Below are 23285 nucleotides of genomic sequence, written 5' to 3'. Positions count from 1 at the left end.
ACGAAAAGGCAGATGGCTTGCAAGCGACGAGCCTGGCGGAGATGCGGCCGGCGCGCGTGCTTTTCACGGCCGAACGAGGTATTCTAGACCCGATGGAGCGACGGCAGCATCGGCGGGTTCCGGCGCAAGTGAAAAGTCTGCTGCGCGCCAATGCGCATGAGGTGGAAGGGGAGACGGTCGATCTGTCGTTGGGCGGGGCGCGGATCGAGAGCGATCTCGTCGTGCAGCCGGGCAAGTACATCATCGTCAAGCTGATCGTGCCCGATCTGCAGGAGCCCATCTTGATCGAACAGGCGCAGGTGCAGTGGATTCACGACCAGACGTTCGGCGTCCGATTCTTGGAGATCCGCCAGCAGCAGTTGGACGAATTGGAGCAGCTGATCGACGAATGTATCGCCCTTGACGAAGCAGGAGAATCATGACGACCGGAACCACCCCACACATGCCGATTCACGACGAGTCTCAGGGCTGGATCGGCGGAGAAGCGGCCCTCGGCGCACAGGCCGAGCGCCATGTCCGCTCGCAAGAGAAACATATCCGCGGCCTGGCCGCCGTGATCCTGGGCCTTGCCTTCGTCGGAGGCTTTACCATGGCCGGAGCGCTCTGCCGGTTGTCCCAGCGGCGCGGCTGACAGGATCTTGCCTTCCGTTTTCCTCTCCTTCAGTTCCAGCAGATTGCCGTCCCAGGGAATCCGATAGTAGACGGACATCGTGCCGCAAGGCACCATGGGGCGCATGAGAGTCATCGTCACGCTCTTTTTCTTCGGTCTCCTCCTATCGGTGGAGAGCTGTGCCGGCCGGCAAGCCCAGGAGACGGCGTCCGCAGATCGGCATACGATGGAGAGACAGCAGGAGCCTCCACAACCCGCGCAGACAGCACCGCTCCCTCCTCAGCCGCCGCCCGATCGAGAACCGGAACGATCGCCCTCGCCGAAGAAACGAATCGACCCGGATCGGCGTGAAACCGGCCAAGCGAAGGCGCAGGCCGTTCCATCCGCACAAGAACAGGCTGCGCCTCAGGAGGAGAAGCCGCCGGCTGAAGATCGCTCGAGCCGGGACGAGCCGGCTGCGGAGAAGCCTACGGCCGCCGAGCCGCCGCCGGACCGCGTCACGGCCTTGCATCAATCGGAATCGACGGACGATGTGAACACCACCGCCCGCATCAGGCAGGCGCTCGTGGGCGACGATCAATTGTCGTTCCGCGCCAAGAACGTGATGATCGTCACGGATGGCGACCAAGTCGTGCTGCGGGGCCGCGTGGCCAACCGCTCGGAAGCCGAGCGCATCCGCAACATCGCCGCGCGGCTGACGACCAAACCGATCGAAGACCGATTGGTCCCCGCCGAGTAGCGGCGAAGAGCGGCAAATGGACCGGCAAGGAACGGAAGGAGAACGTCCCATGGCCAAGGCCCTGTTCGGCATCGCGCGGACCCAGGCGGAGGCGGCCGCCATCATCGAACGGTTGCACGCCGCCGGCTTTCACAGCAGCGACGTGTCGATTCTGGCTCCGCAAAACCAGGGCGGCGAGGGGCTCTCGATCGACAAACAGACGAAGGCGCTGGAAGGGACCGCGACGGGCGCGAGCGCCGGCGGCGTGCTCGGCGGCCTCGTGGGGCTGTTGGCGGGCATCGGTACCCTGGCCGTGCCGGGGCTCGGCATTCTGGTCGCGGCGGGTCCGCTGCTGGCCACGTTGAGCGGCATCGGCATCGGCGCCAGCGTCGGCGGGCTGGCTGGCGGTTTGATCGGCTTGGGGATTCCGGAATACGAGGCCAAGCGGTACGAGGGTCATTTGGAACAGGGCGGCATCCTGGTGTCCGTCCATTGCAAGGACGAGACGGACATCGAACGTGCCAAGGACATCCTGGAGGCGGCGGGGGCGACCGACCTCGCCGTGGCGCGGGAAGCGGCCGCCTGAGGTCTTTCATTCGGCGCGGACGGCGCGCCGCTCACCATCTCCTCTCCATGCGTGATGGTACGCCGGTTTGCGGTCGCCCACCGGTTTCATGATTCATCCCCCCGTTGACGACGTTCCCCGGTCGCACAGAGGTCAGGAACCATTTGTCGGAACGACCCGAAGGGCGCTGCGCACAATGGTTCCTGACCTGTCAGAGATACCGGAGTGTTGTACTGTGTCCTCCCACCGGATAAGCTGGAACTTACCCTTAGCAGAGACACGGCACGTGAAGGAGCCCAAGACGAGCATATGGATCGGTGTCGTGACATTCGCTTGCGCGCTCGGCGTCACGCTGCTGGACTTTCTCATGCCGGCCCGAACTCTTCCGTGGTACGGGCTCTACGTCATCCCCGTGGTCTGGATCGCCCTCTGGTCGGCGGAAGAGGACGTCGTGCCCGTGACGGCGCTCGCCGTCATCGTGAGTGTGCTCGCCATGCTGCGCGGATTCGTCTCCATCGGCAGCCTCACCCCCATTCCGATCGGCGATCGCGTGATCGTCGTCACCGCGATCTGGTCTACGGTGCTGCTGGCCGTGTTGCGCAAACGCGCCCGCCGGACATACCGGTGGATCAATCTCGCCGGCCGGCGATGACGCCTGACACGGTTCGACGACGAATGCTATGATGCGGACAGGTTGTATTCGCGCCAAGAGGAAAGGAACGCCATGAAGCACGCATGTCGATTCGCAGTGTTGCTCGCCGCCTTGTTGCTCGCCGCCGGCGCCTCTGCCGCCGATCCGGCCGATGTCGAGAAGTTCGTCAAGGCGCGCATTGACATTGGCGAGATGATGACGAATTACTTCAAAGGCGGCGAGCGCTTCGGCGAAGGCCAGCGACCCTCGCCAGAGCAGATGCGGGAAATGGGCAAAGATATCAACGCGAAGCTCTCCACAGTCTTGTCCAAGTACGATCTTACGGTCGAGGACTATCGCAAGCGCAGCCCCGAGGTCTTCGCCGATGAGGCAGCCGTCAAGCGCTATCTCAACGAGCATCCGGATCTCAAACAGCGGTATGAGGCCCTTCCGCTCGATCGGATGGGGCGAGGGGGCAGCACGGGCCGCGGGTATTAAGCCGGCCGTGCAGTACGTCCATCTTGGCCGCTCGGGTGTGAAGGTCAGCCGGCTCTGTCTCGGCACGATGAACTTCGGGCCGCAGACGAGCGAAGCGGACAGCTTCACCATCATGGATCGGGCATTGGAACTGGGCATCAATTTTTTCGACACGGCGAACGTCTACGGCTGGAAGCTGGGGGAAGGGTGGACCGAGCAGATCATCGGCCGCTGGTTCGCCCAAGGCGGGCGGCGGGAGAAAGTGGTGCTCGCGACGAAAGTGTTCGGCCGCATGGGGGACTGGCCGAACCAGTCGCGCCTGTCGGCCCTGCACATCAAGCGCGCCTGCGAAGCGAGCCTGCGGCGCCTGCAGACCGACTGCATCGATCTCTATCAGATGCACCACGTCGACCGAGACTCGCCATGGGATGAAATCTGGCAGGCGATGGAGCAACTGGTCCGCGAGGGCAAGATCCTCTACGTGGGCAGCAGCAATTTTGCCGGCTGGCACCTGGCGCAGGCGCAGGAAACGGCCCAGAGCCGGCATTTCCTCGGTCTGGTGTCCGAGCAAAGCCTGTACAACCTGACCGAACGTATGGTCGAGTTGGAGGTCCTGCCGGCCTGCGAGGCCTACGGGATCGGCGTGATTCCCTGGAGTCCGCTGGCGCGCGGGCTGTTGGCGGGCGCGCTGGAGCCGGCGACATCCGGCCGGCGTGCGAGCGAAGACGTAAAAGCCGATCTCGCCAAACTGCGTCCGCAGTTGGAGGCGTACGAACGGCTGTGCAAGGACCTCGGCGAGCAGCCGGCCGATGTCGCCCTGTCTTGGTTGCTGCATCAAGAGACGGTGACCTCGCCGATCATCGGGCCCCGCACCATGGCGCAATTGAACGGCGCGATCCACGCGCTGGGTCTTACGCTGGGCCGCGACACCCTGGCGCAGCTCGACAAGATCTTTCCCGGCCCGGGCGGTCCGGCACCGGAAGCCTACGCGTGGTAGCGGATAGGTCCGGGTGGTGAAGCGGCCGGAGCCATTTTCTTTCCGCTCATTTCCTCCTTCGGCCGTTGACAGGTTTTCACTGCGCCGGTGTCCCCGACGAACTCCTGTCCAGGCCTGGTTTTTCGGCGCGCATCCTCCAAAACTCCTTGCGGCTGTGGATAGTTCACGCAGTCGGGCCGCGGAGTCACGCGTCAGCAGCGGCGTTTCACACATGTCAAGGCACGGGCCCCCGCTAATGTACAAAAAAGGCATCGTCCCTGATGGACACCGCAACATATGGGGGGCCGCTCGTGACTCTACCAATGCCTAAAAAATAGGCACTTTGTTCTTTGCGCCGCGCACATCGGCGTCTCCCGCACGCGCCCAGGATCTTGTGCACAGACTTATCCACAGAAGATGGGGACTGAGCGATTCCATGCCGGAGACGTAAGAAGTTCGAAGTTCGGCGTTCGCAGTTGAAGGCACGGATCTCTCTGGGATACAACTTCGAACCTCGAACGTTCGAACTTCAACATTCAATGCGCGGAAAATTAAATTCTAAAAATCCGCGTGTCGTTCTCTTGACTGAGGCCATCAGCGGGCATAAGGTGTCGCTGTGGGGGGAGTTAACGCCCCGAGGGAATATGGTTCAATAGGGAATCGAGTGCGCAGGATGGTGTGCAAGCCCAGCTTGGACTGGGAAGCCTAAAGTCCTCCCGAGATTTCCGCCGTACCTGCTGATCCTCGGTAGGTGCGTGCTCCTCCCACTTAAATCAGGCTGATGAAATAGGCCGACGGTTGCGGTCTCTCTACAGCCTATCCATTCCGCCGAATCCCCTTCATCCGGCTCTCCGTGAAAAAGGGTTTTTTCCGGCCTGCAACCGCTGTAGAATGCCGCCGCATTATCGAGGACCGTTCCGTCCACTGGACCATACTGAGAGGTTGAATGAGTAAGAAGACGTCCGCCGCACCGCCATCCAAGTCCGCCGCTGCCCCGACATCCGCCGCACCAGCCACAGACGCCGCATCGAAGAAGCCCGCCAAGCCGGCGCAGCTGGTGACGGCCGTGGAGATGGGCGCGCGGCAGCGCGAAATTTCCGTCTCCGAGTTCTTCACGAAGAACCGCCATCTGCTCGGCTTCGACAATCCGCGCAAAGCGCTGCTCACCTGTGTGAAGGAAGCGGTGGACAACGCGCTGGACGCCAGTGAAGAAGCGGGCATTCTTCCCGACGTGACGGTGCGCCTCGAAGTCGTGCCCACGAACGGCCCGCCGCCGCCGGCCAGCCAGGCGACGCGCTTCCGCATCACCGTGACCGACAACGGACCGGGCATCGTGCGCCAGCATATTCCGCGCATTTTCGCCAAGCTGCTCTACGGCTCGAAGTTTCACCGCCTCCGGATGAGCCGCGGCCAGCAGGGCATCGGCATCTCGGCCGCCGGCATGTACGGCCAGCTCACGACCGGCAAGCCGGTGAAGATCATCTCGCGCACGGGGCCGCGCGCCGCGGCGCATTTCTTCGAAGTACAGATCGACACGAAAAAGAACGAGCCGCTCGTCCATGAGAACAAGCAGATCGAGTGGGACCAGCCTCAGGGCACGCAGGTGACGCTGGAGGTCGAAGGGAAGTATCAGAAGGGCCGGGCGTCGGTGGACGACTGGCTGGAGCAGACCTCCATCGCCAATCCCCACGTCAAACTGATCTATCACACCCCGGAAGGGGAGACGAAAGAGTATCCGCGGACGTATCACGAGCTGCCGCCCGCCCCGCGCGAGATCAAGCCGCATCCGTACGGGATCGAGTTCGGCATGTTCCTCAAGATGCTGCAGGACACGAAGAGCCAGACGGCGGCGGGCTTCCTCGCGTCGGACTTTTGCCGCGTGTCGTCCCAATTGGCCGAGGAGATCTGCAGGGCGGCGAAGGTCTCTCCTGCGATGAAGCCGCGCGACATCAAGGGCTCCGCCGCCGAAACCTTGTACCAAACGATCCAGCAGACCAAGATCATGGCGCCGCCGACGAACTGTCTGTCGCCGATCGGCGAGAAGGCGATTTTGTCCGGCCTGTACAAGCAGATCAAAGGGGAGTTCTACACGGCCGTGAGCCGGCCGCCGGCCGTCTATCGCGGCAATCCCTTCGTCATCGAAGCCGGATTGGCCTACGGAAATCGGCCGGAAGATCAGGCCAAGTCCCAACAGCCGGCCGTGCCGAAGGCCGAAGGAGAAGGCGAGGACGAACACACCGAGCTGGCGCGGGTGATCCGCTACGCAAACCGGGTGCCGCTGCTCTACCAGCAGTCGGCTTGCGCGACGTTCAAAGCCGTCCTCAGCACGACGTGGAAGAATTACGGCGTGGCCCAGTCGCGGGGCGCCTTGCCGGCCGGCCCGATGGTGATCTTCGTCCACATGGCGTCGGTCTGGGTGCCGTTCACCAGCGAATCCAAAGAGGCGATCGCGGATTACGACGAGATCCAAAAAGAAATCACCTTGGCGCTCCGCGAATGCGGCCGGCGCCTAGGGCTGTTTTTGCGGCGGCGCGAACGGGCGGCGGGCGAATACCGGCGGCGCAATATTTTCGAGCTGTACATCGAAGAAGTCGTGGAAGCCTGCAGCCGTCTCAAAGGCGGCAAGCTGCCGAAAGAGAAGTTGAAACAGCAGCTCCAAAAGATCGCCACCTCGCGCACCGGCGGAATGAAGACCGACGAAGCGTTGGGCAGGGCGGGCGGCGGCCCCGAAGGCCTGCCGCACTCGATCATCGTGACGGCGGAAGGCATCGAAGGGGACGCGGCGGTCGCGTCACAGGTGGAACCCGAGACGAACACGGCCGTTGCCCCGGAAGACGAGCCGGTCCAGGAAGAGCCGATGAGGAAGGCCGAAAAGAGGGGCGCCAAGCAGCTGCAGAAAAAGGCCGCCCAGATGGCGCTGTTCGGCCAACCAAACAAACGAAACAAACCACATAAACCAGACAAACCGCACAGACCCCGAGGAAAGAAATAAATCCCATGGCTACGAAAACCCACAAGCCCACGGCGGTCGAGAAGAAACTGGTCGGCTTGGCCGACGTCGTCATCGCGGCCGCCGAGCGGGCGAAGGACCCGACGTTTTCCATCCCGATCCGCGCGCTGTCGAACGTGTCGTTCAACGAGCGGAAGGGCCTGATCGAAATGGGCCACAAGAAGCAGGCCCGGTCGTTCTTCAACGTCGGCATGGCGAAGAAATTCATGCAAACCGTGCTGGTGGCCGACGCGCTGTCGGAACTGCAGCGGGCCGGGCTCACCACGTCGCTTCGAGAAATCTATTACCGCACCAAACATACGATCAAGAATTCCCACGAGAACACGTTCGATACACAGGACGAATCCGATCCGGTGATCGAGGACCTGGAAGTGTCGCTCGCGGCGCTGCGGGAAGAGCTGCACGTGCGCGCGGAGAACAGCGGCAGCATCGTCGGGCCGGTCGTCTTCGGCGACGACGGCGATCGGGTGGACTGCTCGCGGCTCGGAAAAGGCGGCTACTCCGTGCCGTCGATCGTCGAGCCGGAATATCTGGAGATCCGCCGCTGCACGGCCGACTTCGTACTGCTGGTCGAGAAGGGCACCCAATGGAACCGCCTGTCGGAAGACAAATTCTGGCGGCGCTACAACTGCGTGCTGTTGACCGGCAACGGCCAGCCGCCACGCGGCGTCCGGCGCCTGGCGCGGCGCCTGCACGAAGAATACCGCCTGCCCGTGTATGTGCTCGTCGACAACGATCCCTGGGGCTACTACATCTATTCCGTCGTCAAACAGGGCTCGATCAATCTGGCCTTCGAGAGCCAGCGTATGGCGATCCCCAAGGCGAAGTTCATGGGTCTGTCGAGCGCCGACCCGGAGCGCTACGAATTGCCGCGCAACGTCGGCATCAAATTGAACGAGAAAGACATTGCGCGCGCCAAAGAGCTGATGAACTACCAGTGGTTCCAAAAGCCGGCCTGGCAGGCGGAGATCAAGCGCATGCTCACGAGCGGGCTCAAGTACGAGCTGGACGCCCTGGCCAACAAAGACTTCCAGTATTTGACGAAGAAATACCTGCCGAGAAAGCTCAACGAGCGGGACTGGCTGGATTGAGACCGGCCACTCGTGCGCCCGGGCTTCGATTGGACACGACATCGAGCTCTGCGAAGACGCCGCGGTGGTCGGACGGCCACAAGACGGAGCCGTCGGGGAAAAAGCTCGGTTTTCCATGTTCGCCGTCGAGCAGCCGAAAAGAGCCGGCGCGTTCTAGGACCTTTCCCAGTATCTCAGGTGTCTAGGCCCTCTCTATGGTGGTCCCATGTCCCGCATCCTGCGGCACAGCCTGCGTCGCTTCGTCCACGACAGGGCGCCTGGTCTCCCGGGCCGGCGCCTGGGCAAGACCGGGATCGATCTGCCGATTCTGGGATTCGGAACCGGCGCGTCCGGCCAGCGGCTCGCGCTCCAGGAGGCCGTACGTCTCTACGAAACGGCGTTTCAGCAGGGCATCACCTATTTCGACACGGCTCCGGAGTTTGCGGGATACGGCAAGGCGCAGGAGCAGTTGGGGCATTTCCTGCCGCACGTGCGGTCGCAGATTTTTTTGGTGACGAAGTGTTTCGAGCCGGACGGCGAGCGGGCGCTGCGGCTGTTGGAACGCAGTCTGCGGGAGCTCCGCACCGACTACGCCGATCTCGTCTTCGTACACAGCGTCGGGGACGACAAGATGGATCCGCGCGTCGTCTTCGGAAAATCGGGCACCTATGCGGGTCTGATGAAAGCCAAATCCCTCGGCCTGACGCGCCTCGTCGGACTCTCCGGCCACAGCAGGCCGGCTCGATTTGTCGAGGCGATGCGCCACTTGGAGATCGACGTCCTGCTGAACGCCGTGAACTTCGCCGACCGCCACACCTACAATTTCGAAGAGCAGGTCTGGCCGGCCGCCGCGCGGGCCGATATCGGGCTGATCGCCATGAAGGTCTACGGCGGCGCGCAACATCCCGCGCCCGCGTCATTGAGCCACTGCCGCATGCCTGCGGCGTATCTCGACATCGCCTTCCGCTACGCCTTGAGCCAGCCGGGAGTCGCCTGCGCCGTCATCGGGATGGCGACGCCACGTGAGCTGGCCGACAATCTCCGGCGGGCGCGTTCCTTCGTCCCCTTGTCGTTCGCCGAAGCCCGGCGCCTCCGCGACGTGGGGAGCTCTCTCGCTGAGGAATGGTCGGATCACCTGGGTCCTATCGTCTGATCCGCCCGCTCCGCCCCGCGGAGATTTTGGCCCTTGCGCCTTTTTCCCGAATCGCTACAATGACCCGCTCGGTCATGATTGAACCGCATGGACCACGGGCCGGATCACCTGCCTGGCGCGATATCTGAAGACAACGATCTGTGACGAGGACCTTCGTTGGCAACTGACGGGTATGGGCTCTCCCGCCGGGAACGGCCGCGTGCGGCCGCCGCGGGCCTGCCGCCGTGGAGCGCGCCGCTGCGGGAGTGGCAACGGCGCGCCTTGTCGGCCGTCCTCGCCCATCCGTCGCGTGACTTCCTCGCCATGGCGACGCCGGCGGCGGGCAAAACGCGCTTCGCGCTCCGCGTGGCGCACGACTACCTGACCGGCGGGGCGGCCGCGCGGGTGCTGGTCGTTTGTCCGACCAATCACCTTCGACGGCAATGGTCCGAAGCGGCGGGAAAAGCCGGCGTGCACCTCGATCCCGCGCTCACCAACGAGCAGGGCGTCGAGGCTCGCGACTACCACGGCGCAGTCGTGACGTACCAACAGGTATGCCTGGCGCCGGCCTTGTTTCAACGGGGCTGCGCAGGAAAGAGCACGCTGCTGATCCTGGACGAGCTGCACCATGCGGGCGACGGGAAGCATTGGGGCACCGCGCTCCGCCGCGCGTTCGAACCGGCCGTCTTTCGCTTGATCCTCTCCGGCACGCCCTTTCGGTCCGACAACAATCCGATCCCGTTCATCCGCTACGAGCAGGGCGAAAGCCGGGCGGATTTCGCCTACGGCTACACCGAGGCCCTCAGGGACAGCGTCTGCCGCCCCATCGTGTTTCCCAGTTATGAAGGGGAGCTGACCTGGCTGTCTGAAGGCCGCGAGCATACCGCGACGTTCGAAGACGGCCTCACCTTCGATCGGCAGCGGGAGCGGCTCAAGACGGCGCTCCTCCAGGAAAGCTGGCTGGGACCGGTGATCGCCGATGCGCATGCCCAGCTCACCCGCCTCCGCAAACAGGAACAACCGGACGCCGGCGGTCTGATCGTCGGTATGGATCAGGAGCATGCGCGCTGGGTGGCCGATCTGGTGGGCCGCCTCACCGGCACACAGGCGGCCGTGGCCGTGTCGGACGATCCGGCGGCGTCCCGGACCATCGAGGCTTTTGCGCAACAGACCCGGCAACAATGGCTCGTGGCGGTCAACATGGTCAGCGAAGGCGTGGACATCCCGCGGCTGCGCGTCGGCGTCTACGGCACGAACGTCCTGACCGAAATGTATTTCCGGCAGGTCGTCGGTCGATTCGTGCGGATGCAGGAGCATGTGCCCAAGCCGCAGCGGGCCTGGCTCTATCTGCCGAAAGATCCGATCCTGGTGCACTACGCCAGGCAGATCAAGGCCGAGCGAGATCACGTCCTGGAAGAGGTCATGCCGGCCGGTCAGCGCGATCTGTTCGGGCGGGTGACCGTGTCGGCGAAGGAATATGCGCCCCTGCATGCCGTCGCCCGCGTCGATACGCTCATTGGAGAAGATGAAGCGCCGCCCGAAGGGCAAGTCGTGGCGGCGGATATGCCGATCTCGCTTCACGATCGGAAGCGTGAGCTCCGGGATCTGCACCGCTTGCTCGTCGGATCGGTGGCGCGCGCCAGCGGCGTCGACCACCGGCGGTTGAACGCCGAGCTGATCGCCCGCACGGGCAGCCGGGTCGATCAAGCCACCGTCGAACAACTGCGGAAGCGCATTCAACTTTTGGAGCGCTGGCGCGACCGCGGCTACGACGGCAAGCGGTGAGTGCCGGCCCGGCCGTGAGACGGCGTCTTGGGGATCACCTAGTACTCGGAAAGCCCGTCGGGGGATAGGCTTTCTGCATGCCTGTGCGAATCCCGATCCTGATTCTGGCAGCGGCACTCGCACCGGCGGCCTGGGTCTCCGCTGCGACCATGGAATCGGCGCCCGCTCCATCGCAGCCGGAGAGTTCCGCACCTCCGTCCGGAGAGCCATCGAACCCGGCGCCGAGCCCGCGGGATCCCGGCATGGTCAAGGAACCGGAAGTGACGGGACCGCCCGGCGCCGTGGTCACGCCACCGGTCGTCGACCCGCAGATCGCGGTGAATCCCGAAGAACGTGCACAGGAAGGCGGCTCCGACTCCCGTAAGCGGGACGCGCGGCCGCCGGCCGACGTCCCTCAACCGCCACAACAGGAATAGCAAGACAACCACGAAGGAGGCTGGGCCCATGCCGATGATCGGTCAAACGATTCCCGAGGGCACATATCAAACGTATCACCGGCAAGACATCCAGCCGGTGACCTTGCAAAGTTATCGGGGGCGCTGGCTGGTGCTCGTGTTCTATCCCGGCGATTTCACGTTCATCTGTCCCACGGAACTGGAAGAGCTGGGTTCGCTCTACGGCGAGTTTCAGAAATTGGACGCCGAGGTGCTCGGCGTGAGCACCGATTCGGTGTACGTCCACAAGGCCTGGCACGATACGTCCCCGGCGGTGAAGGGCCTGCCGTTTCCGCTCGTCGCCGATTCAGGCGGCCGGCTCGCGCAAAAGCTCGGCGTGTATCTCGCCCAAGAGGGGGTCGCGTTGCGCGGCAGCTTCATCTTCGATCCAGACGGGAAGCTCTGCGCCTACGAAGTGCACAACAATTCGATCGGCCGGAACATGGAAGAGCTGTTGCGCAAGCTGCAAGCGGCCGCCTTCGTCCGCGAGAACGGCGGCGTCGAAGTTTGCCCGGCCGGGTGGAAGCCGGGAGAGCGAACGCTCAAGCCGGGGCTCGATCTAGTCGGGAAGATTTGACGTAATGGTGGACGCGATGTCAGTCCGATCCGGCATGCCGATGTTCCCCGGACTAAGAGCGTCGGCGGCCTGTGCCGGCGCGATGCTGCTGATGACCTGTATAAGCTGTGCCGAAACGAAACCAGCGCCGCAAAACTCCCTCCACCAGCACTTGGGTGAAGCCGGCAGTACCATCCCACGGTCCCGACCGCCGTATTACCCTAACTCCGCCGGCAACATCGTCGGTCCGCCGGGCTATCCCGCCGGCAACCCAGCCCTCGCTCCCCCGATCGTGGGCGGCACAATGAATCAGACCAGCGGGTGGCCCACGGCGCGCCAGCTCTACCCGGTGAAACGAGACATCCGGTGCGATGAAGTCGAAGGCTGGCGCCTCTCCTTGCGCCGGCTTTTCGGCTGGTGTTAGAATTCCCCGCCCCGTGAAGAAGATCTAGGTTACGGCTCAGGTTAAGGATTGAGCCCGGCCGTGACCTTAACTGCATCCTTAGCCCTCAGGCCAGCGGGATTTCAGATGCCCAACATCACGTTACTCGTGTCGCCAACCTGCGGAGCCTGTCCGTCGGCGAAAAGCCTGTGGAAACAATTGCGGGTGAAATACAGCTTTTCCTACCGCGAAGTGGACATCACCACGCAGGACGGGCAGGAGTTGGCCAACCGCCATTCCGTCCGGGCGGTGCCCGCGACGATCATCGACGGGCGCCTGACGTTCGTCGGCGTGCCGAGCCGCGAGAGCGCGGAAAAGGCGCTGCAGTTGAAAATGAAGCCCAGAGAGTGAGGGGCACACCGATGGTTCCCGACGACGACGATTTCGAATTGCCGCCGCTGCCCGTCCTCGACAAGGGCCCGCCGCCGGACTGTCCGATTTGCGGTGATCCCATGTCCTTCATCGACGGCGACTGGGCCTGCGTCGATTGCAACGGAGAGTTGCTGGGACCGGAAACCGGATAGTGATGCATCACGTCTTCTAATGCTCCACGTCGTCACCGGCCGATTCCACCCGCACCTCGAAGCCGCACTGGTCGACCACATCAGCCGGGCCAAAGCCGCCGATCCCTTCGCGGCGTTGGCCGTCTTGGTACCTTCCCAGCCGCTCGTCGAGCGGCTGGCGCATCTGCTCGCGGTTGAGCACCGGCTGTCGCTCCTCAACCTCCACCTGCTGACGTTTCACCAACTCGCACTGAGTCTCGCCGCCGAAGCCGGCGAACTCGCCGCCGTGCCGGATGTCGTGGACGACCTGTTTTTCGAGCAACTGGTCCGCCACCTCGTGCGGAGCCGCCTGACCGCCGTCGCCCCGCTGCAACAGATCGGCCATTCCTCCGGAACCTGGGCCGCGCTCTGGTCCACCGTGCGGGATCTCAAGGACGGAGGCGTCGATCCGGCGGCCGCTCTCCGCGCCGTGGAAGAAGACTGTTTCGGCCAGGACGATCGCGCGTGGCTCGCGGCGCTGTTCTCGCTGCAGGCCGCCGTGGAGGGAGCGGGGAAGGCGCTGGCGGTCGGCACCGCGGACGATCTGGCCGCAGCGATCACCCCGTTCGTACCGCGGTCCGGCTGGATCCGCGGCGTCGGCCAAGTCTTTTATTATGGCTTTTACGATCTGACGCAGGTGCAGCTCTCGCTGCTGGAAGCTGTCGCGACGGCGGCCCCGACCACGCTCTTCTTTCCGTTGGACGACGGCCCCTCGTTCCGATTCGCGCGCCGTTTTTTCGATCGCGCGATTCAGCCGCTCGTGCCTTCCTCGGATCATGTCGTCCACCTGGCCGGCACGCCCGCGTCCAAGGCTCCGGCGCCCCGCGCTCCCTCGCTGACGGTGCGCAGCGTGGTCGGGGCGGAAGAGGAAGTCGCGGCGACCTGCCGGCAGATTCTGGACCTCGTGGAAACCAACGGCTATCGCTTCGAGGACATCGGCGTCGTCGCCCGTTCGCTGGACGCGTATCGGACCGTCCTTCCGCCCGCCTTCGAACGGCACCGCATTCCCCTTGTGAGCGGAATCGGCCTCCCCCTCATTCAGGAGCCCCTCTGCAAAACCCTGCTGCAACTGGCGGCGCTGCCGCTGCACGAATACTATCGCGCCACGATGCTGGACATTGTGACGTCTCCGCTCTACCGCAGCCGGCATTGCGATCAGGCGCCGCCGGCCCATGTGAGGCCGGATCTCTGGAAGCTTCTCGTGCCGGCCTTGCACATCACGAGAGGGACGGAGGAGTGGACGCGGCTGGAAAAGGCGGGCCAGGCGGCGTTGGCGATCGATGGCGACGACGAGCCCGAACACATCGGGCCGATCGCCGTGCCGCCGGAAGTCATCCGGCTCCTGTGGCTCGTGGTGTCCGAGCTGCTGGAGGACACAGCCGCCTGGCCGGCTCACGGCACCGTCGCGCAACTGGCCGCGTCGCTCCAACAGACGCTGGATCGGCATCTCTTCCGCCCGGACGAGGCCGCCGAGTCGCAGGACAGCCCTGCGGGGCTGGTGCAGCAGGGACTCGACCGGGTGTTCCGCACGCTGGCGCAGCTGGACGCCATCGGCGATCGGATCACGTGGCAGGAGTTCGTCGACTTACTCACGCATGTCCTCGAACGAACCACCGTGCCGCCGGCGCCGGCCGCGCATCGCGGCGTCGCCGTGCTGGATGCGATGGCGGCGCGCGGCCTCCCGTTCAAGGCCCTGTTCCTCCTGGGCCTCAACGACACGGTCTTTCCCCGCTATATCCGTGAAGACCCGTTTCTGCGCGACCGGCATCGCCGGGTCTTGGACGCCACGCTCGGATTCAAGATCGACGAAAAGCTGGCGGGCTACGAGGAGGAAACGCTGCTGCTCACGCTCATGCAGCAGGCGGCGGCGGACCGGCTGATCCTCTCCTATCAACGGGCGGACGAGCAGGGGCGCCAGCTGACCGCCTCGCCCGCGGTCGCCGCAGCCGCGCGACTCTGCGGCCACGACGACGTCTCGATCGAATCCGTCCCCCGCCGCTTGACCGATCGCGTAAGGCAGAAACCGGTCCTTAAGAATTTTCTGCCGCCCGACGATCTCGCTCTGTGGCTCACCCTGACGGGTCGGGACGCGGCCCCACTGCTGGAGGCGGTCGGGCGGGACGCCGACTCGTTCCGCCGCGGGCGGGACGCCCTCGAACGGCTCGAACACGATCGATTCGTCCTGAGCGCCTGCGACGGGATCACCGGCGAATTGGCGGACCATTGGAGTCGCCTGGAGCAGCGCGGGCTCGCGCCCACGCCGTTGGAGCGGTACGCCCATTGTCCCTTTCAGTATTTCGCCGCGGACGTCCTGCGGCTGGAGCCGGTGCGGCAACCGCTCACGCCCGAATGGGATCCGGCGCTGATCGGCACCGTCTGCCATGCGGCGCTCCGCCGCTGCTACGAGCAGCTGATCCCCATGGGATGGCCGGCGAACCCGGTGACCGACGATACGGTCGAATGGTGCGTCTATACCGCCGTCACGCAGGCGGCCGAAGAGCACGAGGCCCGTTGGCGGACCGGCCACTACCTGCTCTGGGAGCTGGCCAAGGAGCTGATCGTCGAGTTGATCGCTGCGGCGGTCGAGGCGGACGAGGCGGCATATGCGGAGGAGCCGTTTCTTCCCGTTGCGTTTGAAGTGGAGGCGGAAGGCCGCTTGCCGCCGCTCGCCGACGGCGACGCGCCGCTCAAGATCCGCGGCCGGGTCGATCGCATCGACCGCCATCGCGACGGCGAGCGGCTCCGCGTCATCGATTACAAATTCAAGATCGGTTCATCGGGAAAGCCGGAAGACCGGAATCTCGTCCAGGCCGCGGCGAGAGGGTTGCGCCTGCAGCCGCCGTTGTATGCGTGCCTCGACCTTCCGCCCGGAGGCCGGAAGCCCGCCGACGTCCATCTCGTGTTCCTCGCCCCGCGCTGGCCGACGCCGATCGCGCGCGCCACCTTCGAGTCGGCCGTGTGGTCGTCCGCACCGGGCGCCCGCATCCGGGACACGATCAGGCTCTTGCTCGACGGCATTCGCGCCGGCCGGTTCTTCATCCTGCCCGACGGCTACTGCGACCGGTGCGAGTTCCGCGTGGCCTGCCGGCGAGACCATACCCCGACCTGGTGGCGCGCCTATCGGGCGGCCGAGCCGCACGAGCTGCGGGCGCTGCGGGGGCTCACCATCAAAGATGCGTAGCCAGGACGACATTCCGGATCGGCGGCAGCGCGACGCGGCGGAGACGACGTTCGACCGCAACATCGTCGTCATCGCGGGCGCCGGCACCGGCAAAACGACGTTGCTGGTGAACCGGCTCATCCATCTATTGATGAAAGAACCGGAGCCGGTTCCCATCACCCGCCTCGTCGCCTTGACCTTCACGAACAAGGCCGCCACGGAGATGAAAGTCCGGCTGCGGGAGCGGCTGTGGAGCCTGCTGCGGCCCGCGGCGGACGACCCGCGATCGGACGGGGGCGCGGTGTCCGCCCAGGACCTCCGCGCCCGCTATCACCTGTCACCGGAGATCCTCGCCGGACGCGCCGAGGCGGCGCTGCGCGACCTCGAGAAGGCGCAGATCGGCACGCTGCACAGCTTTGCGGCGCATGTGCTCCGGCTGCATCCGCTCGAAAGCGGCGTCGACCCGGCCTTTCAGGAAGACGATGGATCCCGCTTCGCGGAGCACTTCGCCGCCGCCTGGGATCTCTGGATCGATCGGGAGCTGAGCCGCCGCGGATCGCACCACGCCCAGTGGCGGACCCTGCTGCGGCAGGTGTCGTTGGAGGAGGTGCGCTCCTTCGCGCAGGCTCTGTGCAGCGAACTGGTCGATCCCGCGCGCCTCCAGGACCACCGCGAGGTCGCCGGCGACGCCGTCGTTTGTGGATGGCTGTCGGAGCTGCACGACCAGGCAAACCGACTGCTGCAGGCGCATGACGGCCCCAAACGCCGGAAGGTCGAACAGATGCTCGCGGCGGCCGCGGGGCTGTTCGGGCATCTCGCGGAGAAAGGGTCCGCCGCGTTGCTCGATCGGCCGGCCGAAGAGCGAGCGCTCCTGGCGAAAGAGATCGGCAATCCGGTGGGCGGATGGGAGCCGGCCGATTTTAAGGAGGCGGCACGCCTCATCAAGACCGCGCAGGCGTGTCTTCATGTTGACGAACAGTTCTTCAAGCAAGCCTTGAGCCTCTTGACGCCTCTGGTTACGCAGGTGCGCGACACCTTCGTCCAGGGCGGATGGCTGTCCTTCGACGGCCTGTTGGCGCGCGCGCGCCGGCTGCTGCTGGACCATCCGGCGGTCCGCGAGCGCATCAAGCAGGACTATCGCGCCATCCTCGTGGATGAGTTCCAGGACACGGACCCGGTGCAGTACGAGATCATCCTGGCCGTGGCGGAGCGGCTCGGCACGCGTGCAGCCGATTGGAAGGACATGGCGCTCGAGCCGGGCAAACTGTTCATCGTGGGCGACCCCAAACAATCCATCTACGCCTTTCGCCGCGCGGACATCGAGGCCTTCGACCGGGTCGTGGAAAAAATCGAGGCGGAACAGGGGTCGGTTCAGACGCTCACCACGAACTTTCGCAGCGATGCCGCGGTGCTCGAGCCGGTGAACGATGTCTTCGACCGGCTCTTTGAACGGCGCCCCCATGTCCAGCCGGCCAACGTCCGGCTGACGGTGCGGCCCAACCGGCGCCAGGCATCCATCGATCCCGGCGTCCATCTGCAGGTAGTCGGGCCGTCGGACCGGGAAGAGCCGTTCGACTCGGCCGGCGCGACCAGGGCGGAAGCGGAAGCGCTCGCGCAGTGGCTGCGCGACGAGGTCCTGGCGCGGCCCTCCATCAAGCCCGGCCACGTCGCGCTGCTCTTCCGCAAGCTCACGCAGGCGGACGTCTACCTCGACGCGCTCCGCCGCTACGGCCTGTCCTACGTCATCGAGGGCGAAAAACATTTCTACCGCCGCCAGGAAGTGATCGATCTGATCAATATGCTCCGTGTACTGGACAATCCGCATGACGCGATCGCGCTCACGGGTGTCCTGCGGGGGCCGCTCGGCGGGCTGACCGATCGGGAGGTGTATGACCTGCGCCAGGCCGGCTGCTTCGATTATCGTAAGCACCGACGCCTCGGCGGATCGCCGCTGGCCTGCGCGGAGCCGGTCCGCCGGCTCTACGACCGCCTGGACCGGCTCCATCGCGACATCACGACTCTTGCCCTGTCCGACGCGATCCAACGAATCTTCGAGACCGTACCCCTCCTGGATCTGGCCGCCGCCTCGCTCCACGGAGAACAGGCGGTCGCCAATCTGCTGAAAGCCAAGCACACCGCCGCGTCCTTGGCCGATCGTCCCCACCTGACCCTGAGCGGATTCGTGGAATTGATGATCGCCCGGTTGGACGAGCAGCCGGATGAAGCGGAAAGCCCGCTGGTGGAGGAGTCGCCCGAGGCCGTGCAAGTGCTGACGATCCACAAGGCCAAAGGGCTGGAGTTTCCGATCGTCATCCTGCCGGGCCTCCATCAGGGGCAGGGGAACGGCCGGGAGCGTTCGCTTCCTGCGGCCTCCTACGATTGGTCGAGCGGCGCGTACGGCCTCTCGCTCGGCGATCGCCGGACGCTCGGCTCGGTGCTGATTCAAGAAAAATGGAGACTGCGCGAAGAGGCGGAACGGCGGCGCGTCCTCTACGTCGGCATGACGCGGGCTAAAGAGCTGCTTGTGCTCTCGGGAGGTCTCACGGCGCGATCCAACGGCGACACCGTGTTGGGGCTGTTGCAGGAGGTGGGCGAGGGCGAGGTGGGCGCGGCAGCCACGAGCGCCCTGAGGGTCGGAGAGAGCGCCATTCCCCAGCGCGTGCGTTCCGCGCCGGAGCGGAGACGGCCGCGGCGCGCTGAAACCGATGAGATCGCCGGACCGGCGATCGATGTCGCTTCGATCGCCGCGTGGTGGGAGCGGCGGACCATCGCCTGGGACGAGGCCCGCCGCACGCCGCGGCATCTCACGCCGACGCTGCTGGGCAAACAGGCGGCGCCTGAGGCGGCGCCTGCCCCACCGTTCCGCAAGGCCCCGGGGCCCGACGCCGAGGTCGCCCGCATGGCCGGCATCCTGGCGCACCGGATTCTCGAACAGTGGGACTTCGCCGACGATCCAGTTCGGTTCGACGCCCGCATCGCGACCGCCGTGGCGGCCGGTCTCGCGCCGGAGCAGCGGGCTCTGGCGGAGGGTGTCACCGAGTCGCTACGCGAGCTGTTCAAGGATTTCGGGCGGTCTGAGTCGTATGCCAGACTTCGGGCCGCGACCATCCTGGGCCGCGAGATCCCGTTTCTCATGCCGTGGGGCGGCACGCAGAACGCACAAGTGATGGACGGCGTGATCGACGTCCTCTACCGGCTTGACGGACAGCTCTGGATTGCCGACTATAAAACGGACACGGTATCGGCCGAAGAAGCGGCGGCCCACGCGGAACGGTACCGTCCGCAAAGCGAGGTCTACAAAGCCGCCGTCACACACAGTCTGGGATCGGAGCCGGTGCGGTTCCATTGTCTGTTTTTACGATGCGCCATGGCCGTTGAACTCTAAGAGGGAGGGGGACAATGGACAGATTGATGTCTCGGTCGCTGGGGTCGCTCATTGTCATTGCCGCTATGCTCGCGGCCTGTGCCGGTCAAAAAGCTTCTTCGATCGTCATTCTGCCTGCGCCCGCCGGCACCTCGGCGAAGGCCGCGCCCTTTATGAGCAACGGGGACCGGCTGGCTGCCGCCAAGGACTGGCGGGGCGCGAGTCAATCGTATCAAGCGGCGGCGGCGGCGCAGCCGGATCTTGCCGAAGCCCATTACAATCTGGCGGTCTGTCTCGATCGCCTGGGGGAGAAGGCGGAGGCGAAGAAGCATTACGTGACCGCCGCCAACTTGGCGCCGGGCAACAAGGTGATTTGGGATTCGCCGCCGCTCCGGGAGATCGGGCTCAATTATAATATCCGGCAGAAGTCCTATCTCGACCCCAATCCACGCGGCGGATTCTGATATGGCATACAGGCCACGGCACGATCCCATTTCGCCCGAGGCCTTCGCGCAGCTGGTGCAGCAGGCGATCGCCGACCTGCCGCCACCCTATGCCAAGCTGATGGAATCCATTGCGGTCGTGGTCGAAGAAGAACCGCCGGCCGAAGTCCTGCGGGATTTGGAGATGGACAGTGAGGATGACTTGCTGGGCCTCTATCAGGGCCACTCGCTCGCCGACGAGTCCTTCTTCAGACCGGGCGGCGAGCCGCCGCCGCAGATTTCGATCTATCGCGGTCCGATCCTGAGATTGTGCGAGACCCCGGAAGAAGTGATTCAGGAAGTGTACGACACAGTCGTCCATGAGCTGGGCCACCATGTCGGGCTAGGGGACGAAGAAATGCCGTATTGATAAGCGAAATTTTACATTGTTACTGTTGAATGGGCTGTCTTTGCACCGTCTTCATCCCTGCCTTATGGTACCCCCAGACCAGCATGAAGATGCCGACCAGCACCATAGGGGCGGATAACATCTGTCCCATGGTAATCGGCCCCAGCACGAAGCCCATGTGCTGATCCGGCTCCCGGAACAGCTCCACGATCAGCCGGCTGATCCCGTAGCCGGTGATGAAGCTCCAGAAGACCGTGCCGGGCGGCGTGGGCCGCCGATCGATCAGCCAGAGGACCGTGAACAGGACGACCCCTTCCAGCGCCGCCTCATAGAGCTGTGACGGATGGCGGCAGGCAGGCCCTCCCGTCGGGAACACCATGCACCAGTCCACATCCGTCGGCCGGCCGTACAGTTCCCCATTGATGAAGTTGCCCAGCCGCCCCAAGCCCAGGCCGATCGGCGTCACCGAGGCGGCCAAATCGGCGATCGTATAGACCGGTAAATTCCGCCGCTTGCTGAACCAGACGAGCGCAATGGTCGTTCCGATCAGGCCGCCATGAAACGACATGCCGCCTTCCCAGACGGCGAAGATCTTCAACGGATGCTCGATATAGTAGGAAAAGTTGTAAAACAGCGTATAGCCCAAGCGCCCCCCGATGAAGACCCCGAAGGCCGCGAACACCACCATATCGTAGATTTGGTCCGATGTGAGCGAGAGGCCCTTCGCCGCCGCCTTTCGTCTAATGAGGAAGTAGGCGGCCGTCAGCCCGATCAGGTACATCAACCCGTACCAACGGAACTGCAAGGGACCGAATTCAAAAAATACCGGGTTGATATGGGGATAGGGGATGGCGGCGAACGAATCCATGGGCGCGGATCATAGGGGAGCGCACCGATCAATGCAAGCGCGCGGTAAGATATCCTATAAAGCCGCTTCCCTGGCCGATTTGCACGGATTCAATCGCCGACTGTTGGGTTTCTGAAACGACTGTGTCGTCCGCTGTCGGGAAAAGGAGACCCTTTATTAGCGTCCGATTATTCGCGGCCGGTATGCTCCCTCGTTTTTCTGCGAAAACAACCCGGCTCCTGCCCGAATTTCCCCTGGCACAGTGCATGCTGAGACCGATGTCCCAAGAAGGGACGCCGTAGCCTCTTCTGCCATCACCAATCACCAGGGAGGTTCGCCATGTCGGAGCAAGGGAAACAAGTCGCCAAGGCCGCAGCACTCATCGCCGGTGGCGCCGTCATCGGCGCTGGACTCGGGCTCCTCTTCGCCCCTCAGACCGGCGCGGAAACCCGCCGGGACATCAGCCGCTACGCCCGCAAGGCGCAGGTGCAGGCTACGCGCTGGGGCCGGGCGGTGCAGTCGGGTGTGAAAGAAGTCGTGGATCGCGGGCGCGCGATGGTGAAGAACCGTGAAGAACAACGGGAGCTCACCGCGGCGCTGAACTGATTTTCCCCAGGAAGGGCCGAAACCAGCGGACCAGCCTGTCGCCGATCCCCCTCGGCACAGGCTGTCTGCGTTTTTGGAGACTCCGAAACTCATCACGCATCACTGATCACCTGCCACTTCCCGAACCCTGCTTGAATCGTCCCCACCCCGGTGCTAGATTCCGCTCACAACGAGAGCGGATGTGGCGAAACCGGCATACGCACAGGACTTAAAATCCTGGGGGCCAAAAGCCCGTGTGGGTTCAAGTCCCACCATCCGCACCATTCCTTACAAGACCGTCTGGTATTTTATGATCCTACGTGGTACCCGTAGTGTTTAGGCCGCCTCTCTGGGAGGTGTCTTTGCTCATGAAGAAGAAAAGCCTCACGTTCACTCTGGAGTATTGGAAAGACGAGAAGTGGTATGTAGGCCAGTTGCGGGAAGTCCCCGGCGTGATGAGCCAGGGAGAGACCCTGGAGGAATTGCAGGAGAATATCCGCGACGCGTACGAACTCGTCTTGCGAGACAGCCGCTCGCGCTCGGCCCATCCTCGATCCCGCTCCAAGTCCATTCCCATTAGCGTCCCGGCGTGAAGCGCAGAGAGTTCGTTCGCAGTCTCGAAGAGGCAGGCTGCGAGATCACGCGCTCAAGCGGAAAACACGATATCTATTACAACCCAACCACCGGTCAATCGGCTCCAGTTCCCCGGCACACCGAGATTGCCAATACGCTTTGCAAGGTCATTCGAAAACAGCTAGGCCTCCCTACCGACTAGGTGAGGGGTTGTGTGGAAAGACGCGAGGGACTTAAAATCCCTCGGGCCCAAAAGGCCCGTACCGGTTCGATCCCGGTCTCCGGCACCACATCACATTGCCCTGATGGGAGACAGCTATGGTTCTAGCGGATATTCAGGAATACCTTAAACTCATTCCCGCCGTGAACCGGTCTCCGCAGCATGCTGTGTGGCTCACATACGACGACGAGGCGGATGCTCTCTACGTCAACTTCAAAAAGCCAAGTTATGCTACGGACAGCGAAATGACGGATGACGACGTCATCGTTCGATACGAAGGCGAAGAAGTTATTGGCTTCACCGTTCTCCGCGCGAGCAAGCGGGTGAAGAAAAGTGCATAACCTTCGCGATTCTCCCACCACGTCCACGGGCGGTGATTGCAAAATAGATGTTCATCAAGTCTACGATGCCGTCTTAAGGGACGTTGCCGATGAGAAACATGGGCAGAGGGATTTTTTCAGCTTCATCATCTGCCTCGCATGGTTCGGTGCCCGGAGGGTGAGATCGAACCGTCGATCAAGAAGCTGATGCGCTCTATCTCACGTTGGATAATGCTATCGCTGTGGAATCGCAAGAGGTTTCTCCCGGTATCATCGTTGACTATAGCGAGCAGGACACCGTAGTCGGAATCGAGATGTTACATCTCTCAAAAAGAACGCCAAAGCTCGATGTGGCGACGCTGGAATTTGAGACGGTTCCCGCCCCACCGACGTCTCAACACTGATACTATCCCTGGAAAAGACTCTCGACACCTTTA

25 protein-coding genes, 1 tRNA gene and 1 pseudogene are annotated in these 23285 nt (G+C 63.9%); 26 read left to right on the top strand and 1 reads right to left on the bottom strand.

Annotation, left to right across the window (positions count from 1 at the left end; all coding sequences use genetic code 11):
• Window positions 1-17 precede the first annotated feature (17 nt).
• The 20 genes from NITMOv2_RS10520 to NITMOv2_RS10440 all read left to right on the top strand — a co-directional run bounded on the left by NITMOv2_RS10520 (window position 18) and on the right by NITMOv2_RS10440 (window position 20324).
• Complete coding sequence (locus NITMOv2_RS10520; protein ID WP_145976271.1) at window positions 18-422, top strand: PilZ domain-containing protein; 405 nt, start codon at window positions 18-20, stop codon at window positions 420-422.
• Entirely contained in the window at window positions 419-631 is a 213-nt protein-coding gene (locus NITMOv2_RS10515; protein ID WP_053379827.1) for a hypothetical protein, read from the top strand. The genes NITMOv2_RS10520 and NITMOv2_RS10515 overlap by 4 nt, the downstream gene beginning before the upstream one ends.
• 103 nt (window positions 632-734) lie before the next feature.
• On the top strand, window positions 735-1349 hold the full coding sequence (locus NITMOv2_RS10510; protein ID WP_053379826.1) for a BON domain-containing protein: 615 nt from the start codon (window positions 735-737) through the stop codon (window positions 1347-1349).
• Between the two features lie 49 nt (window positions 1350-1398).
• Complete coding sequence (locus NITMOv2_RS10505; RefSeq protein WP_053379825.1) at window positions 1399-1914, top strand: general stress protein; 516 nt, start codon at window positions 1399-1401, stop codon at window positions 1912-1914.
• Window positions 1915-2215: 301 nt separating this feature from the next.
• Window positions 2216-2545: a hypothetical protein gene (locus NITMOv2_RS10500; protein WP_053379824.1), complete on the top strand. Its 330-nt coding sequence runs from the start codon at window positions 2216-2218 to the stop codon at window positions 2543-2545.
• Between the two features lie 72 nt (window positions 2546-2617).
• Entirely contained in the window at window positions 2618-3022 is a 405-nt protein-coding gene (locus NITMOv2_RS10495) for a hypothetical protein (protein WP_053379823.1), read from the top strand.
• A 7-nt stretch (window positions 3023-3029) separates the two neighbouring features.
• Window positions 3030-3998: an aldo/keto reductase gene (locus NITMOv2_RS10490; protein ID WP_053379822.1), complete on the top strand. Its 969-nt coding sequence runs from the start codon at window positions 3030-3032 to the stop codon at window positions 3996-3998.
• A gap of 925 nt (window positions 3999-4923) precedes the next feature.
• The gene (locus NITMOv2_RS10485) at window positions 4924-6969 is read left to right on the top strand and encodes a DNA topoisomerase VI subunit B (RefSeq protein WP_238590507.1); all 2046 of its coding nucleotides are present in this window, start codon (window positions 4924-4926) and stop codon (window positions 6967-6969) included.
• 5 nt (window positions 6970-6974) lie between these two features.
• Complete coding sequence (locus NITMOv2_RS10480) at window positions 6975-8078, top strand: DNA topoisomerase IV subunit A (protein WP_053379821.1); 1104 nt, start codon at window positions 6975-6977, stop codon at window positions 8076-8078.
• Between the two features lie 205 nt (window positions 8079-8283).
• Complete coding sequence (locus NITMOv2_RS10475; RefSeq protein WP_053379820.1) at window positions 8284-9210, top strand: aldo/keto reductase; 927 nt, start codon at window positions 8284-8286, stop codon at window positions 9208-9210.
• A gap of 156 nt (window positions 9211-9366) precedes the next feature.
• The gene (locus tag NITMOv2_RS10470) at window positions 9367-10974 is read left to right on the top strand and encodes a DEAD/DEAH box helicase (RefSeq protein ID WP_053379819.1); all 1608 of its coding nucleotides are present in this window, start codon (window positions 9367-9369) and stop codon (window positions 10972-10974) included.
• A gap of 77 nt (window positions 10975-11051) precedes the next feature.
• The gene (locus NITMOv2_RS23450; protein ID WP_145976270.1) at window positions 11052-11390 is read left to right on the top strand and encodes a hypothetical protein; all 339 of its coding nucleotides are present in this window, start codon (window positions 11052-11054) and stop codon (window positions 11388-11390) included.
• A 28-nt stretch (window positions 11391-11418) separates the two neighbouring features.
• Window positions 11419-11985, top strand: coding sequence for a peroxiredoxin (locus NITMOv2_RS10465; protein WP_053379818.1), 567 nt, complete (start codon window positions 11419-11421; stop codon window positions 11983-11985).
• 16 nt (window positions 11986-12001) lie between these two features.
• Window positions 12002-12388: a hypothetical protein gene (locus tag NITMOv2_RS23445; protein WP_145976269.1), complete on the top strand. Its 387-nt coding sequence runs from the start codon at window positions 12002-12004 to the stop codon at window positions 12386-12388.
• Between the two features lie 105 nt (window positions 12389-12493).
• Window positions 12494-12757, top strand: a complete 264-nt coding sequence (locus tag NITMOv2_RS10460) for a glutaredoxin family protein (RefSeq protein ID WP_053379817.1) — start codon at window positions 12494-12496, stop codon at window positions 12755-12757.
• 11 nt (window positions 12758-12768) lie between these two features.
• Complete coding sequence (locus NITMOv2_RS23875) at window positions 12769-12930, top strand: hypothetical protein (protein WP_187299428.1); 162 nt, start codon at window positions 12769-12771, stop codon at window positions 12928-12930.
• 19 nt (window positions 12931-12949) lie between these two features.
• Window positions 12950-16129, top strand: coding sequence for a PD-(D/E)XK nuclease family protein (locus NITMOv2_RS10455; protein ID WP_053379816.1), 3180 nt, complete (start codon window positions 12950-12952; stop codon window positions 16127-16129).
• The gene (locus NITMOv2_RS10450; protein ID WP_053379815.1) at window positions 16122-19493 is read left to right on the top strand and encodes a UvrD-helicase domain-containing protein; all 3372 of its coding nucleotides are present in this window, start codon (window positions 16122-16124) and stop codon (window positions 19491-19493) included. The genes NITMOv2_RS10455 and NITMOv2_RS10450 overlap by 8 nt, the downstream gene beginning before the upstream one ends.
• A 14-nt stretch (window positions 19494-19507) precedes the next feature.
• Window positions 19508-19936: a tetratricopeptide repeat protein gene (locus NITMOv2_RS10445; protein ID WP_053379814.1), complete on the top strand. Its 429-nt coding sequence runs from the start codon at window positions 19508-19510 to the stop codon at window positions 19934-19936.
• 1 nt (window position 19937) lies between these two features.
• Window positions 19938-20324 (top strand): metallopeptidase family protein, encoded by a 387-nt coding sequence (locus NITMOv2_RS10440; protein WP_053379813.1) that lies wholly within the window; start codon window positions 19938-19940, stop codon window positions 20322-20324.
• A gap of 19 nt (window positions 20325-20343) precedes the next feature.
• Here the strand turns inward: NITMOv2_RS10440 and lgt are convergent, their stop codons facing one another.
• A complete protein-coding gene (lgt, locus tag NITMOv2_RS10435; protein WP_053382052.1) occupies window positions 20344-21153 on the bottom strand; it encodes a prolipoprotein diacylglyceryl transferase in 810 nt (269 codons plus the stop codon).
• A 336-nt stretch (window positions 21154-21489) separates the two neighbouring features.
• Between lgt and NITMOv2_RS10430 the strand changes: the two genes are divergently transcribed.
• The 6 genes and pseudogenes from NITMOv2_RS10430 to NITMOv2_RS25025 form a co-directional block, all read left to right on the top strand.
• Complete coding sequence (locus tag NITMOv2_RS10430) at window positions 21490-21756, top strand: YtxH domain-containing protein (protein WP_053379812.1); 267 nt, start codon at window positions 21490-21492, stop codon at window positions 21754-21756.
• 175 nt (window positions 21757-21931) lie between these two features.
• Window positions 21932-22019: transfer RNA gene (locus NITMOv2_RS10425), tRNA-Leu, on the top strand.
• An 84-nt stretch (window positions 22020-22103) separates the two neighbouring features.
• Window positions 22104-22328, top strand: a complete 225-nt coding sequence (locus NITMOv2_RS10420) for a type II toxin-antitoxin system HicB family antitoxin (protein ID WP_053379811.1) — start codon at window positions 22104-22106, stop codon at window positions 22326-22328.
• Complete coding sequence (locus NITMOv2_RS25030; protein ID WP_083447926.1) at window positions 22325-22510, top strand: type II toxin-antitoxin system HicA family toxin; 186 nt, start codon at window positions 22325-22327, stop codon at window positions 22508-22510. Before NITMOv2_RS10420 ends, NITMOv2_RS25030 begins: the two co-directional genes overlap by 4 nt.
• 116 nt (window positions 22511-22626) lie before the next feature.
• Entirely contained in the window at window positions 22627-22869 is a 243-nt protein-coding gene (locus NITMOv2_RS10410) for a DUF2283 domain-containing protein (RefSeq protein ID WP_053379810.1), read from the top strand.
• A gap of 182 nt (window positions 22870-23051) precedes the next feature.
• A pseudogene (locus tag NITMOv2_RS25025) lies at window positions 23052-23252 on the top strand (DUF2283 domain-containing protein); the annotation flags it as partial.
• Window positions 23253-23285 lie beyond the last annotated feature (33 nt).

Source organism: Nitrospira moscoviensis, from assembly GCF_001273775.1.
Lineage (GTDB): Bacteria > Nitrospirota > Nitrospiria > Nitrospirales > Nitrospiraceae > Nitrospira_D > Nitrospira_D moscoviensis.
The sequence above is the reverse complement of the archived record's forward strand: the minus strand, read 5'-3'. Positions and strand labels throughout refer to the sequence as shown.